Annotated in this window: 10 protein-coding genes and 2 pseudogenes; 1 reads left to right on the top strand and 11 read right to left on the bottom strand. The window is 71.2% G+C overall.

All coding sequences use genetic code 11. The features are described from left to right. The 10 genes and pseudogenes from D471_RS0123180 to eccD form a co-directional block, all read right to left on the bottom strand. Nucleotides 1-445: pseudogene (locus D471_RS0123180) on the bottom strand (hypothetical protein); the annotation flags it as partial. Between the two features lie 49 nt (nt 446-494). Then, a complete protein-coding gene (locus tag D471_RS0123175; protein ID WP_017600826.1) occupies nt 495-860 on the bottom strand; it encodes a hypothetical protein in 366 nt (121 codons plus the stop codon). A 59-nt stretch (nt 861-919) separates the two neighbouring features. Continuing rightward, on the bottom strand, nt 920-1,198 hold the full coding sequence (locus D471_RS0123170) for a hypothetical protein (protein ID WP_338045356.1): 279 nt from the start codon (nt 1,196-1,198) through the stop codon (nt 920-922). Then, nucleotides 1,143-3,797: a hypothetical protein gene (locus D471_RS42015; RefSeq protein WP_026128002.1), complete on the bottom strand. Its 2,655-nt coding sequence runs from the start codon at nt 3,795-3,797 to the stop codon at nt 1,143-1,145. The genes D471_RS0123170 and D471_RS42015 overlap by 56 nt, the downstream gene beginning before the upstream one ends. A 61-nt stretch (nt 3,798-3,858) precedes the next feature. After that, complete coding sequence (locus tag D471_RS0123160) at nt 3,859-6,387, bottom strand: putative sodium/potassium/calcium exchanger (RefSeq protein ID WP_026128001.1); 2,529 nt, start codon at nt 6,385-6,387, stop codon at nt 3,859-3,861. Between the two features lie 153 nt (nt 6,388-6,540). Then, nucleotides 6,541-6,837, bottom strand: coding sequence for a WXG100 family type VII secretion target (locus D471_RS0123155; RefSeq protein WP_017600824.1), 297 nt, complete (start codon nt 6,835-6,837; stop codon nt 6,541-6,543). A gap of 41 nt (nt 6,838-6,878) precedes the next feature. Then, nucleotides 6,879-7,199 (bottom strand): WXG100 family type VII secretion target, encoded by a 321-nt coding sequence (locus D471_RS0123150; RefSeq protein ID WP_026128000.1) that lies wholly within the window; start codon nt 7,197-7,199, stop codon nt 6,879-6,881. A 68-nt stretch (nt 7,200-7,267) separates the two neighbouring features. Further along, nucleotides 7,268-8,038: a type VII secretion protein EccB gene (locus tag D471_RS42540; RefSeq protein WP_338045357.1), complete on the bottom strand. Its 771-nt coding sequence runs from the start codon at nt 8,036-8,038 to the stop codon at nt 7,268-7,270. 118 nt (nt 8,039-8,156) lie between these two features. After that, a pseudogene (locus D471_RS42535) lies at nt 8,157-8,633 on the bottom strand (type VII secretion protein EccB); the annotation flags it as partial. A 64-nt stretch (nt 8,634-8,697) separates the two neighbouring features. Then, a complete protein-coding gene (eccD, locus tag D471_RS0123140) occupies nt 8,698-10,098 on the bottom strand; it encodes a type VII secretion integral membrane protein EccD (protein ID WP_017600820.1) in 1,401 nt (466 codons plus the stop codon). Between the two features lie 215 nt (nt 10,099-10,313). Here eccD and D471_RS0123135 point away from each other — a divergent pair, with 215 nt between their 5' ends. Continuing rightward, complete coding sequence (locus tag D471_RS0123135; protein ID WP_017600819.1) at nt 10,314-14,276, top strand: type VII secretion protein EccC; 3,963 nt, start codon at nt 10,314-10,316, stop codon at nt 14,274-14,276. Between the two features lie 64 nt (nt 14,277-14,340). On the opposite strand, the gene D471_RS39680 is transcribed toward D471_RS0123135, so the two are convergent. Further along, nucleotides 14,341-14,966 (bottom strand): S8 family serine peptidase (locus tag D471_RS39680; RefSeq protein WP_017600818.1); only part of this gene is annotated, 626 nt, incomplete at its 5' end.

Below are 14,966 nucleotides of genomic sequence, written 5' to 3'. Positions count from 1 at the left end.
CCGCGGGTTCGGCGGCCGTGCCCTGGGCCGCGCCCTCACCCAGGGCCCCTCCGGCCGAGAGCGGGATCGACTGCAGCCAGGCTCCGTTCTGCGCTCCGGCGGAGAAGGCGAACGGAGAGACGACGAGCAGCAGCCCGGCGATGGCCGCCCCGGCCATGACCGGTTTGCTGGGGCGGTCCAGCGCGGATTCCGTCAGGGCCTCGTCCGCGGCGGAACCCGGGGTGACGGTGCTGTGGAGTTCGGCCCTTCCGGGCGGGGCCGAGCCCTCAGCGCTGGGCGCGGCGTCCGGGGCCGCCGTGGTCTCGGGTGCCCCGGGCACCCGGCGGGGGGCGGGCGGGGCGGGCGGAGCTTCCGGGACGGCCGATCCGGCCAGTGCGGCCTGGACGTCGGCGGCCGACATCTGGTCGCCCGGGTTCTGGCCGCGCCGCTGGGGGGTGTCGGTCATCGGGGGTCCTTTCCGGGGAACCGCGCGGAGGCGGTCGGGTGCGACGGGGTCACCGGCGTCCGCCGGAGCCGGTGCCCGGGTTGGGCACAGCCGCGATCTCCTCGTTCGCGGACTCGGTCCCGTCCAGGTTCTTCGCGGTCTTGACCAGGTTGTCCGCGGTGTCCGCGGTCGCCTGGACCAGCGCCTTCATGTAGATGTTGAAGTTCTCCTCCAGTTGGGTGAAGACCTTGTCGTAGTCCTTCGCGAAGTCGTCTCCCTCGAGGTTCTTGTCGCCCCAGGGGGTGCCCAGCGCAGCCCGCTCCTGCTGGTAGTAGGCCATGACCTCCTCGGTGAAGTCGGCGGCCGAGTAGATGGAGGAGCCGTCCTTGGCGATGTCGCCGGGTGAGCCGCCGAAGCGGTCGTTGTCGTTCGGCACGGTGGTGACGCCTTTCGGTCGGGGCAGTCGGGGGACAGGGGATGCGGTGGGCCCGTCGGCTACTGCGGCGGCAGGGGGATACCCATCCGCTCGAACATGGCGCGGGTGTCCAGTTCGCCGTTCATCGCCTCGTTCACGTCCAGACCCTCCGGCACGAGCGGCGAATAGATCTCGCAGACGTGGTCGGCCATCTTCTGACGGGCCTGGGTGATGACGTCCATGACGGCGGAGGCCAGTTCGGCCGGGGCCATGTCGCGGTAGTTCTGGTTGTGGAACTTCAGCTCAACCAGTTCCCCCCTCGCGTTCACCTTGGCCCCCACGAGCCTGCTCTTTGCCACGACCTCCTCGGTTGCCGATTCCAGGCTTTCGCTTGCGCGATCGACCTTCGCCAGCGTCTCGTGAAGACGTGCCAACTCCTGTTCCATCTGCTCCGGATTCCACGAGGTCATGGCGTACCGCTCCCTTCTTCGGACCGCCCGGTCCGGGTCGTCCCAGTACTGTCTGCGTTCCGTCGGAGGCCGTCCCCCAGACGCGTTCGTCCTCGGACAGCCAGGTCGAGCGCTGCCGTTCCCGCTCGCCCTGGCCGCCCTGGCCGCCCATGCCGCCCATCATCGGCGGCATCATGGGCGGCGTTCCTCCCTGGCCGGCGCCCGCCGCGCCCGGCACCGTGGCGCCGCCGCCCGCCGATCCGAGCGGGCCTCCGGCGACCGTCTGGCCCTGCGCCTGGGAGGAGCCCGGCCCCGGGGTCTGGAACATGGAGGACCGGTCGGTGGACCGATCGTCGTCGGTGAGGCCGGCGGGGCCGTCCGTCTCGGTCGGGGTCCCGTAGTTCAGACCGATCGGATCCGGGGTGGACAGCGGCGGGATCTCGTAGTCGTCCGGCCCCCGCCCCCCGGTGAACCCGTCGGTGATCGGCGCGCCGGTCTCCGGGTCGATCGGGTAGGTCAGGCCCAGGTCGTCGACGTCGTAGGGCTGACCGGTGATCGGGTTGACGGGCACGGACGGCCCGTCCCCGGAGTCGTAGTCGGTCGGCAGCCCCGGGTCGAACACCCCCAGGTCGTCGTCGCCCGACAGGTCCGGGTACTCGATCGGGCTGATCGGCTCCCCGGTCAGGGGGTCGATGGGTAGGACCTGGCCGGTCTCGGGGTCGTAGTTGATCGGCAGACCGGTGTCCGGTTCGTAGGGCAGGCCCGTGTCCGGATCGACCGGGAAGGGCTCTCCCGTCTCGGGGTCGAGCGGCAGACCCGTTTCGGGGTCGAACTCCAGCTGGTTGCCCGGCTCCCCCGGGGGGATGGGATCGCCCGTGACCGGGTCGATGGGCAGCGCCTGGCCGGTGGCGGGATCGTAGGAGATCGGCAGACCCGTGTCCGGGTTGAACGGCAGGCCCGTGTCCGGATCGACCGGGAAGGGCTCGCCGGTCTCGGGGTTGAGGGGGAGACCGGTGTCGGGGTCGAACTCCAGCTCCGGGGTGGGGAAGTTGGTGTTCAGCGGCGGGTCCTGGCGTGAACGGTCGTTGCCGGTGGCACCGGTTCCCGGCCCGTTGAGGAGGGGCGGCGGGGGTACGAGGCCGCCCGTCGTGCCGTCGCCGCCCGGGAAGTTGGCGTTCAGTGGTGGGTCGATGGTCGTTCCGTCGCCGGTGCCGCTGAAGGGGTCGGTGAGTCCGCTGCCGGTGGGGAAGTTGGCGTTGAGCGGTGGGTCGATGGTTGTTCCGTCGCCGGTGCCGCTGAAGGGGTCGGTGAGTCCGCCGCCCCCCGGGAAGTTCTCGTCCAGCGGGGGCGGGGGACCGTCGCCGCCGGTGCCGCCCTCGTTGTCGTACAGGTCCTGCAGCCAGTCGGGGACGTCGTTGAGGTCGCCGTCCGGGCCGTCCGGACCGTCCCCGTACAGGTCCTCCAACCAGTCGGGAATGCCGTCGTCGTCGGAGTCCGCGTTCGGGTCTCCGGTGCCTCCGGAACTGCCCGGACCGTTGTAGTCGGGCGGGAGACCGCCCACGGGATCCCGAATGGGCACGAGTCGCGTGGAGATGGTCTGGTAGTGGCTGGTCATCGTGTTGTACAGATCGTTGGCGGCGTCGAAGACCGGTTGGTACGCCTCCTTCCAACGCATCTTCAGTTCGCTATTGATGTTGGCGTCGGTGACGGAGTCGCCGACGATCCCGCGCACCGGCGGATCGGCGTGGTAGAGGATGGTGAACTGCCCGCGTTCCTCGTGCCACTCCTCTGTTCCGACCGACGTGCCGAAGTACCAGTTGTCGATCGTCCCCTTGATCGTGCCGTTGGGGCTCTTGAGGGCGGTCTCGACCGCGTCGAACAGGACGGCGGCCTTGAGGATGATCGCGTTGCGGATGTCGTTGACCCCGTTGTGGAACCGGTCCAGTTGGACGTTCAGGTCCCCCAGACGCTTGGCCAGGTCGTAGATCTTCGCCGCGAAGACGCCGGCGGCACTGCCCTGCATGGCGCCGTCGGGTACGTCGATCTCCTTGTACGCCTTGATCAGGCCGGCGTCCTGGTTACCCACGTAGTCCTGGATGAAGTCGTCCAGAGAGGCGATGTGCGTGGATATGTCCCAGATGGTGGTCTGGTTGTACGACGTCGAGGCGTACGCGCCGTAGGCCAACGCCGCGACCTCGGTCAGATCCGCGAGCCCCTTGACGAACTTGGCCTCCACGGAGTCGGCCCCGGTCCAGAGCTGGTCCTGCATCTTGTAGCCCGCGTAGTCCCACCCTGTGTGGAAGCCGTAGTCGTCGAAGAAGCGCCACCACCGGTCGACGTCCTTGTAGTCGAACCCCACGAACAGGCGGTCGTCCTCGTTGAAGTGGTACCGGCCGAGATCGAGCCAAGGCGGGTCGAGGATGCTGCTCACCGGCGGCATGGGAGGGTGGGACCCGCCGGTTTCCTCGATGTCGGCGAAGATGTTCATGATCTCGTGTAGCTCCGGCATCCGCTCCTCACTCCTTCTCGGTTGATCGGCCTGTCACGCTGGTCCGAGCGTCCTGACGGGGTTACCCTTCGTCCCCGTCGCCACCGGGGGACGGGTAGCCGCCGCCCCCACCGCTCGAGGAGCCGGCCGAGGGGGTACCGATCATTCCCACGACCTGCTGGGCCGTGAGTTCCTGGTCCTCCTCCAAGTCGAGGAATACGGCCGCGTTGTTCGCCAACCGGTCGGAGATCACGATGAACTCCGATTCCAGGCCGACCATGATCTCGTGGATCTTTGCCATGGACGTTTCGATCTCCGTGGCGAGCGAGTCGGCGGGTGGCAGGAGTTTGCCGTTTCCGAGCAGGATGAAGTGACCATCCTCCGGCGGTCCCCCGGCGTATCGGGTCAATTGGGTGACCTCCTCGCTGCACCGCTCACGGAGGGGGATGAGGAAGTTCTGGTGGAACTGATTGATCCGATCGAAGTCGATGGCGGTGCCTTCACCATCGCCCGTCTTGTCTCCGCCTGTCCCGCTCCCGTCTCCTCCTTCGCCGCTTTCGCCTTTCTCGCCGTCCTCGTCATCCGACTCGGTTTCCTCGTCGTCTCCTTCGCCGCCTTCCCCGTTCCCGTCTTCCTCTCCGTCGTCGTCCCCTCCGCCGTTTTCGCTGTCTTCGTCTTCTTCCGGCTCCTCACCGACCTGCTGGTCGGGGTCCAGTGCACTCCTCCACCGCGTATCGCCCGACCTGGTTTCCTCGTCGTCTTCTTCTGCGTCCTCGCCGCCGTACCCGTCCAGGCCCGGCTGGTCGTCGGCGAGCCTGGACATCACCTGGTCGTCTCCGGCCCCGTCGTTCCCGCCCTCCGGGGTGCCGGTCCCTTCGCCCTCGGGGTAACCCGACCCGCCACCGGTCTCGTCGCCGGTGTGTTCGGTTCCGCCCTCGGGGTAGGTCGCCCCGTCGCTACCGGTGCCTCCATCGCCGGTGCCGTCGCCGCCGTACCCGTCCAGGCCCGGCTGGTCGTCGGCGAGCCTGGACATCACCTGGTCGTCTCCGGCCCCGTCGTTCCCGCCCTCCGGGTCGCCGGTTCCTTCGCCTTCGGGGTGGCTCGATCCGTAGCCGTCGGAGCCTTCGTCGCCGGTGCCGTCGCCGGTGTGTTCGGTTCCGCCCTCGGGGTGGCCCGACCCGTCGTCGCCGGAGTTTCCGTTACCGGTTTCCTCGCCGCCGGTTTGCCCGCCCCCGAGGGACCCGGCCCCCTCCTCCTCGGGATGTCCGCTGCGGTAGTGGTCCTGAGGGCCGCCTCCGCGTTCCGGGTCGCCGTCCCCTTCAACCTCGGGCTTCTCTCCGTCGCCGGACCAACCGCCCCTGGGACCGCCGCCGTACGATCCTTCGCCGTAGGACCTGTCTCCATCGCCGGGCCGCCCGTGACCGGGGCCGTACTCCGACCCCTCGCCGTAGGGCTTCTCCTCGTTACCGGGGCCGTACTCCGACTCCTCGCCGGTCTCCGGGTATTCCTCAGTGGGTTCGGCGGGCTCCTCCTGGCCCCCGGGCTCGCCCGCCTGCTCCGAGTCCTGGCCGTTCCCCCCGGGGTGTCCGACTTCCTCACCCCCGGCAGGGGGTTCGGAGTCCGGCTGCCCGTCACCCCCGGCCGCGGAGCCGGACGGATCCTCCTCCGGCTCCTCGATCGTGATCACACCGGTCTCGGGGTCGGTCGTGACCTCGCCGTCTCCGGGGTCGATGGAGATCGTGTCGGTCTCCGGGTCGACCTCGATCCGCAGGTCACCAGCCTCGACGGTGATGACACCGGTATCCGGGTCGACCGAGACCTCGGCCTCCTCGCCCGCGCCCCCGCCCCCTTCCGGGGACTCCTCACCGGACGACTCCGCTCGGGACCCTCCGGTGTCGATGGTGATGCGCCCGGTCTCCGGGTCGATCGTGATCTCGGAGGACCTTTCGCCGTCCTCACCCTCCTGCGCGGTGACAGCGACCCGCTCGGTCGTGGGGTCGTACCCGGCCTCGAACGTCTCCGCGGGCTCGACGGCGATCCGCTCGAAGACCGGCTCCGCCGGAGTCCCACCGTCGGCCTCGTAGGTCACCTGGTCGTCGAGCTCGTTCGCGCGCCGCACCGGCTCCTGACCGACCAGCACCGAGGAGACGTCCGACTCCTCGGGGGTGCCGACGGGCACCGTCTCCACCGCCTCCACCGCGACGGCCGGTTCCACGACCATGGGTTCGGACGCCCGCGCGGGCTCGAACACGACCCCCTCGGCCGTTCCGGCGGGGACCTCGGTGGTCGGTGCGCCCAGGAGGATCCGACCGGTCTGCTCGTCGACGGTGACATCGGTCCCGGCCGGGTCGATGACCACGTCCCCCGACGTCGGATCGACGGTGACCGAGTGGGAACCGTGCAGGATCGAGATCAGGCCCGTCGCGGGATCGATGGTGATCGGCCCGGAGCCGGCGGCGACCCGCGTCTGCGCCACGCCGTCCTGTGCCGCCTGGTCGGCGAAGAGGACGGCGTCATGGATCTCCGCCTCGGCCTCGCCCCCGCTCTCCGTGGACGGGAGGGGGCCCAGCAGCGCGGAGGTGAAGTCGAGGGGTTCGTTCTGCTCGGTCACGGGAGCTCCTCAGACACGAACTGTCGGAATCGGGATCGGTGCCGCCGGACGGGGGCGGTTCGGGGGTGGTGGGGGTGGAGAACCCGGGCGAGCGGTGCGAGGGGAGTGGCCGCCCGCCCGGGGGCGTGTGCCGGGAGTGCCGCGGTGGGCGGGCTACATGAGCGACGCCCACTCGACCGCCTCGCGGCTGTCGGTTCCGGAGTAGTTGTTGCGGATCTGGTTCAGGGCCATCTCGGCCTTGCCCAGCAGGGTCCGCATGTCGGCGACGTTCAGTCGCCACTGCTTGACCTTGGCGTCGTAGGCCTCGGCGGTGGCACCTTCGAGGTCCGCCCTGACGGTCTGCATCTGCATGTCCAGGTTCTCGATCGCGTTGGCGACCGTTTCGGTCTGGACCCTGAGCTGCTGCGTCGATTCGTCGACGTAGGCGTAGCTGACGTCGAAGCCGTCCATGTGCGTGTGGCCTTTCTTCCGTGGGGGTGGGGGCAGCCCGGTCAGTTCGGGTTGAGGTCGCTCATCCAGCGGGAGCCCTCGACGAGGTTCATGTCCTCGGCGCCGTGCATGGCCTGGACGGTCCCGCCGAAGGTGCCGATCATCTGGTTCATGTCGTTGGTGATGAGCCGCAGCTCCTCCAGCCAGCCGACCAGCGCCTCGCTGTACTTGTTGGCGGCGGCGCCGTGCCAGGACGCGCGCAGCGTGTCTCGGGTTCCGTCCACGTTCGAGTAGACGTTGTTGCAGGTGGTGTGGGCCTCCGTCATCGCCTCCTGGGCGATTCCGTTGGCCTGCTCTGTATTCCGTGTCCTGCCTTCGGCCATGCCTTCGTCTCCTTCCTCGCTGGGTCACCGGTCCGATGCGGAGCCGGATCCTCGGTCTGGGTTGGTGGTCATGGGCACCCCGCGTTCTGGGCGCGCTCGGACGGTCCCAGGGGCAGGGCGGCCGCGTCGGGGTGCAGGAGCGGCCCGGTGGGCAGCAGCCTGAGCAGCGACGTGGGCACCTCGGTCGACGCGTCGGCGTCCACACCGAGGCTGGTCAGCACGTCGCCGTCCGGCACGGGGTACTTGGCCGCCGCGTCGGTGACGAGGTAGTGGGTGGCGCTGTCCGTGTCGCCGCCCACGGGCCGGGCCCGCACCACGGCTCCGCCTCCGGACGGGATGCCGATCAGGTCGGGGGTCGGGCATCCGGGGGCGATCGCGGGAACTTCCTGGACCGGGAGGGCGCTGACGGAACCGGACTCGTCCAGGGTCACCGACAGTGATCCGCCGTCGCCGAGCCGCAGACAGGGGAGCCGCCCGTCGACGGACCGGAGTTCGGGAGGCGCCGCGGGCAGCCGCGTGTCCTCCCCGGTCGCGTCCTCGCCGCCCGCCGCCAGGTTGGCGTGGGCCTCCGCCGCCGGGAGCGCGATCGCCTCGGGCGCGGAGCCGGGGTAGGCGGCCGCGGTGTTCTCCGGATCGGCGAGCAGGAGCAGGGCCTCGACGAGGGTCAGGGGCGCGAGTCCGCCCCCGGTGAGCAGGTAGTGCTGGTCCGGCTGGTCGGGGGTGGACACGGCGAACACCTGCCCCACCCGGCGCTGGAGGCCCGCGAGGGCGGGGCCCGGCGTTCCGGCGCCCGGGACGTCCCGCGCGGTGAGGTCGGGGGCCGTGGGCACCGTGTCCAGGAACGCCGCGGTGACGGGGTAGGCGGGACTCGTCCCGTAGCCGAGCGCCTGGACGGNNNCGCAGCCGGGCGCCGTGCCAGAGCAGGTGGCGGCCGCCGTCGGGCCCTGTCAGGAGGACCGCCTCCCCGTCGCCCAGGGGCGTGGGCTCCGGTGCCGTGCCGACCGTCAGCGCCGTGCGCGCGCGGTCGTCGTCCAGGGGCAGTGCGCACAGCCTCCATACGGCCGATGCGAGCGCCTCGTCGCCGGGCAGGGAGTCGGGGGCGCCGGGGATGCCGACCGGGCCGCCGACCGGTACGCCTTCGAGGGAGCCCGCGTTCACCAGGGAGACGTTCGCCTGTTGGCCCTGGATCAGGCGGGCCGACGCGTAGTTGGCGACCGGTCGCAGCGTGCCGCCCGAGTAGACGTAGGCGGCACCGGAGTCGCGTTCGATGACGAGCTGGCCCTCCTGGCGCCAGGTGGTGGCTCCGCCGGGGAAGATCAGGCCGAAGACGAGGAATCCGACGCACAGCAGCGCTGCGATGGCCAGGCCGATGAAGGTGCTGGTGCGGGTACGGCGCATGGGGGCGTCGACCGCGTCGGGGTCGGCGTCCAGCATCGCCGTGCCCAGACGCCCCACGGTGAAGTTGTGCGCCATGACACGGTCGCGACGTGACTGCATCTCACCCGCCGATCGCGCGCAGGGCGGCGAAGACGCCGAAGCCCGCCAGGACGAGGGAGAAGATCGCCACGCACAGCAGGCTCTGGACGATCTCGGCGGCGCGGCCCCAGTGCGGCAGTTGGCGGCGTCCGGGCACCGTCCACGACACGATGGCCAGGACCGTGGTGACGGCGAACAGCGCGATCAGCGCCAACGAACGGGGAAGGGGCCCGGCCGCCCACGCGAACAACACCGTCAACGCGGTCAGCCCGATCCAGGGCGGAGCCACCAGGAAGGCGCGCTGCCAGGCGCTGGCGACGCCGCGGGTCTGCAACAGCAGTACCAGGGACACGATGACGCACAGCGCCACCGGCACCCAGCCCGGCGACGCCGCCAGGACGACCAGGCACACGGTGAGCACCGCGCCGGTCGCGGCGTACAGGGCGGTCTGGAACCGGTCGGCCAGGTGGGTGCGGTCCAGGACGGCCCGTGCGGGGAAGGGGTCGATGCCCTCCTGGAGCTGGTCGGGGTTGGACGGCAGCGGTGGGAGGCGCAGCCCGGAGAGCCGAAAGGCCAGCTGCGGCGCGAAGGTGCCGGTCAGCAGGGCGATCAGAGCGACCATTCCGGCGACGGCCGGGACCGAGGAACCCGGCACGAACATCAGTGTGACGCCGCCCAGGACGGCCAGGACCTCGACGGTGAACAGTCCCGCGAAGAACGGGACGGATCCCGCCACGGCCGCCATGCCGAGCACCGTCGCCCCGGCCGCGGTCATGGATCCGCTGAGGATCCGCGCGCCGAGCAGGCTCAGTCCGGGTTCGCCGGTGGGCACGGCGGCGCCGGCCAGGGCCATGGCCAGGGCGGCCAGGGCGGCCAGGGCGGTGGCCGCGGGCAGGTCGCCCATGGCCCGGGAGGCGGCCGCGGCGGACAGCAGCATCAGGACGGCGGACGAGGCGGCGGTCAGCGCGGTGAGCGTGCCGACGCCGCCGATCGCCATGACCGCGAGACCGGTGAGGAGGACCGCCAGGCCCATGCCCTGGAGGAGCACGCGGGAGAACTCGGGGCGCCAGCGGTCGGGGCGTTCGGCCATGCCCGTGGCGACCCCGTCGGTGAGGTCGTCGAAGTGGATGGGCGGAAGCTGGTCGCGGCGCGGACGCAGGTAGAGGGTCTCGCCGTGGCACAGGCCCAGGGACCGGAGGGTCTCGTCCTCCTCGAACGGCTCGTCGCCGAGCTGTTGGAGGACCCAGCCGTCGTGCTCCAGCCCGCTCTCGTCGAGGTCCTCGCCGTTGTCGCCCTCGGCGTAGAGCACGAAGGTCGGCACCAGCTCGGACAGTGGCACCTCGGACGGCGCGGCGATCTCGAAGGACCTGCTGGGGGCGCGGATCACGAGACGGCACAGATCCGCGGCGGCAGGGTCGGTCATTCGGGTTCCCACCCCTCAGGGTGATGTGTTCCAGCGTGTGGCGGACCGTCACGGCGTGTCACACGGACTTTGGAACTGTGTTGGTTACAGGTTCTGTATATGTGAGCTTATGTGACAACACTAGCGTTTGCTTGGCATCATGGGAACAGAACCACTTCGAACCAAGGCGAAATCGAGGTGTACGTCTCATTCGCCCATAAGGGAGGCCCAGCTCCGTGGGTACGATCCTCGTCCGCCGACCGCCGCGCCGCCCGGGCCCCGACCTGCCCAGCGGCGAGATCACCCTCCAGGAGCCTCCCGAGCTCTCCGAGCCGCAGTCGAGCATGTCGTCGGTCTTCATGTACCTGCCGATGGCGCTGACCTCGATGGCGATGATGATGCTGTTCATCCGTCCCGGCGGCTCCGGCGGCGGGGCGATGCCCTACGTCGCGGGCGGCATGATGCTCACCGGCGCGGTCGCGATGCTCGGCGGCCAGTACCTGCGCACGATGCTGGAGCGCCGACGCGCCCTCAACGACGACCGACGCGACTATCTGCGCTACCTCAAGCAGATGCGCGGTCGGTTGCGCGAGGTGGTCACCGAGCAGCGCGACGCCATGCTCTGGCGGGCGCCGCAGCCCGACGCCCTGTGGTCGATCGTGCGGACCTCGCGACTGTGGGAGCGGCGCGCCGACGACGAGGACTTCGCCGAGGTGCGTGTCGGCGTGGGCGAGCAGGCGATGGCCATGGCCATCTCGCCGGTCTCGTCCAAGCCCGTGGAGGACCTCGAACCCCTCGCCGCGCACGCCCTGCGCCGCTTCATCCGCGCCTACGGCACGGTCGAGGACCAGCCCGTCCAGGTCTACCTGCGCGGCTACGCCCGGCTCTCGCTGCGCGGCGACGAGGCGAGCTGCCGCGCCCTGGTCCGCGCGCTCATCGGTCAGCTGGCCGTCTTCCACGCCCACGACGAACTGCGCCTGGCCGTGTGCGCGTCCGCGGAGACCCGTGAGGCGTGGTCGTGGACGAAGTGGCTGCCGCACACCCAGCACCCCACCGAGCGCGACGGGGCCGGACCCGCCCGGATGTTCACCGACAACGCGATCGAACTGGAGCGGCTGCTCGGCGAGGACCTGGCCGACCGTCCGCGCTTCGACCCCTCCGGAACGCCCAACAGGGAGGAGCCCTACACCGTCATCGTGGTCGACGGAGGCGAGGTGCCCCCCGGGTCACGGCTGCTCGGCGGCGGCTACCGCAACGCCGTCATCATCGACGTGGCCGACCCCATGCCGCCCGACGACGACCCCTACACCCTGTCCCTGCGGGTGGAGCCGGACGAGCTCGTCATGCTCTCCGAGGACCACAGCGGGCGCGCCGTGGAGACGCCCCTCGGCCGTCCCGACGTCCTCAGCCTGAACCGCGCGACCAGTCTGGCCCGACTGCTCGCCCCCTACCGAATCGGCATGCAGGTCGAGGTCACCGAGCCGCTGACCACCGACTTCGAGCTGACCAGTCTGGTGGGCATCGCCAACCTGCACGACCACGACGCCGAGCGCATGTGGAGCGAGTTGCACCCCAAGAACCGGCTCCGGGTGCCCATCGGCATCAGCGCGGAGGGCGCGCCGCTGGAGCTGGACCTGAAGGAGTCCGCGCTGGGCGGCATGGGGCCGCACGGCATGCTCATCGGCGCGACCGGTTCCGGCAAGAGCGAACTGCTGCGCACCCTGGTCCTGGCGCTCGCGCTCACGCACTCGTCCGAGACGCTCAACTTCGTCCTCGTCGACTTCAAGGGCGGCGCGACCTTCATCGGGCTCGACGGCCTGCGGCACACCTCCGCGCTGATCACCAACCTGGCCGACGAGGCCATCCTGGTCGACCGCATGCAGGACGCCCTGAACGGCGAGCTGGTCCGCCGCCAGGAACAGCTGCGCGCCGCCGGGAACTTCAGCTCCGTCTACGAGTACGAGAAGGCCCGCGAGTCCGACCCCTCCATGGAGCCGATGCCGACCCTCCTCGTCGTCGTCGACGAGTTCAGCGAGCTGTTGGCCGCGCACCGGGACTTCATGGACCTGTTCGTCATGATCGGCCGCCTGGGCCGAAGCCTCGGCGTCCACCTGCTGCTGGCCTCGCAGCGACTGGACGAGGGGCGCATGCACCAACTGGAGGGGCACCTGTCCTACCGGATCGCGCTGCGCACCTTCTCCGCGATCGAGAGCCGCGGCGTCCTCGGCGTCCCCGACGCCCACCAACTCCCGTCGGCACCCGGCAACGGCTACCTCAAGACCGACACCGAGACCCTCACCCGGTTCAAGGCCGCCTACGTCTCGGGCGCCTACCGGGTTCGGCCGCGCGCCGCGAACCGGTTGACCGTCGGCGGCGAGGTCGTCCCCTTCACGGACTTCCACGTCCCCCTGCCCGACCCCGAACCGGAGGAGCCCGTCGAGGAGGAACCCCAGGAGGAGCCCGACACCCTGCTCGGGACGGCCCTGTCGGCGCTGCACGACCGCGGCCCGACCGCCCGCGAGGTCTGGCTCCCGCCGCTGGACGTGCCGCCGTTGATGGACGAGCTCCAGCGCATGGTGGGTGTTGGCATGCCCGAGGGCGGGCTCGCCTGGACCGACCAGGGGCGGCTGCGCGTCCCGCTCGGCGTCATCGACCGCCCCTTCGAACACGCCCGGCTCCCGCTCACCGCCGACCTCACCGGCGCGGGCGGCCACGTGGGTGTCGCGGGCGGCCCCCAGAGCGGCAAGAGCACCCTGCTCGCCTCGCTCATCCTGGGCCTGGCGGTGGTCAACACCCCCGCCCAGGTGCAGTTCTACGGCATCGACTGCGGTGGCGGCGTCCTCCAGACGCTCAGCCCCCTGCCGCACGTGGGCAGCGTCGCGGCCCGCACGGACGAGCGGCGGATCAACCGCACCATCATGGAGATGCACGAGCTGCTCACCAAACGCGAGTCGTTCTTCGCCGAGCACGGCATCGACTCGATGACGACCTACCGGCGCCGCCGGGCCGCCGGGGAGTTCGCCGACCAGCCCTACGGTGACGTCTTCCTCGTCATCGACGGCTGGGGCACCATCCGCCAGGACTTCATGGACCTGATCCCGCCCATCGTCCAGCTCGTGCAGCGCGGCCTCAACTACGGTCTGCACGTCGTGGTGGCCTCACCGCGCTGGGCCGACTTCAACACCGGCGTGCGCGACCTGATGGGCACCCGGTTCGAGCTGCGTCTGGGCGACCCGGTCGACTCCATGGTCCACATGCGCGCCGCCCAGACCGTGCCCCGCACACCGGGCCGGGGCATCACCGAGGACAAGCACCACTTCCTCACCGGTCTTCCCCGCGCCGACGGGGACGCCGACCCGGTGACCCTCTCGGCCGGCGTGGGCGAGCTGATCGAGCGGATCCGCACCGCCTGGGACGGCCCCGAGGCCCCGCCGGTGCGCACGCTGCCCCCCGTCCTGCACGCGGCGGAGCTGCCCGCGTCCCAGCTCACCAAGACCGGCGGCCTGAAGATCCCGCTGGGGTTGGAGAGCCGCCGGATGCAGCCGTTCTGGCACGACTTCTCCGCGACCCCGCACCTGCTGGTGGTGGGCGACACCGAGACCGGAAAGACCACCCTGCTCCGGCACGTCACCAACGCCATCCGCGAGCACTACGACTCGACGACCGCCCGCGTGGTCCTGGCCGACCAGCGCCGCCAGCTCTACGACGCCATCCCCGAGGAGATGCGACTCGGGTACGCGGTCTCGCCCGACAACGTCAAGGAGATGATGGTCGCCGCCGCCCAGGCGATGAAGGCCCGCCTGCCGGGGCCCGAGGTCACCCCCGACCGCATCCGCAAGCGCGACTGGTGGACGGGACCGGAGCTGTTCATCGTCATCGACGACTTCGAGATGGTCTCCGGCAGCGGACCCAGCCCGCTGACACCGCTGCTGCCGATGCTCTCCCAGGGAGCCGAGATCGGCATGCACGTCGTCCTCGTCCACGCGGCGGGCGGCTTCAGCAGGGCTTCCAACGACCCCGTGATCCGCTCGATGATCGACTTCAACACGCCCAGCATCATGCTGTCCGTCCCGCCCTCGGAGGGCATGCTGTTCGGCAACGTCCGGGCGAGGAAGATGCCGCCCGGACGCGCGCTGTGGATCTCCCGGCGCGACCCCGTCGAGGTCCAGCTGGCCATCGCCGAGGGGGCGGAGGGGTGACACGCCCTGGGTCGGCCCGACGGCCCCGGGGGCGGAACGCCGCTCCGGGGCCGTCGGGCCGACCTCAGACGACGGGGCGCGGGTCCTCCTCCGGGGTCACCCGCTCACCCGGGGCGGCCGGGCGCCAGCCCCGGTCCCGTCCCAGGCGCAGCACCGCGCCGCCCACCCCGCACAGCACGACGAGCAGCGCGGAGCCCGCCACCACCGCCGCGGTGACCGGAGCCTCCACCGACCCGAGACCGGACGGTCCGGGCACCAGGGCCTCCCCGCGCACCCGTGCCGCCGCCTCCTGCGCCGCGGCCGCGGGATCGGCGGCGAGCGCGCCCAGGGGGTCGACGCGTCCACTGCCCACGACAGGGTCCACCGACCCCAGGGCCGACCCGTAGGCGGTCGACATCAGCCGCTCCCGGACCTGGGCCGGGGACGCGTCCGGCTCCCGGGACACCAGCAGCGCCGCCGCCCCCGCGGCGAACGCGGCGGCCACCCCGTCGCCGCCCGAGGTGACGTGGCCCGCACCGCCCGGCCCCACGCTCAGCACCCGGTCTCCCGGCGCGGTGACGTCGACCCGTGCCAGCTCGCCGCCGGGCATGATCAGGGGCTCGCCCAGCACGACCTCCCCGGCGGCGTCGTGGGCGGCCACGCTCAGCACGGCCGGGTCCTGGGCCGGGTATCCGGGGTAGGGGCCGTCGG

Origin of the sequence: Nocardiopsis lucentensis DSM 44048 (assembly GCF_000341125.1) — a bacterium.
Lineage (GTDB): Bacteria > Actinomycetota > Actinomycetes > Streptosporangiales > Streptosporangiaceae > Nocardiopsis > Nocardiopsis lucentensis.
The sequence above is the reverse complement of the archived record's forward strand: the minus strand, read 5'-3'. Positions and strand labels throughout refer to the sequence as shown.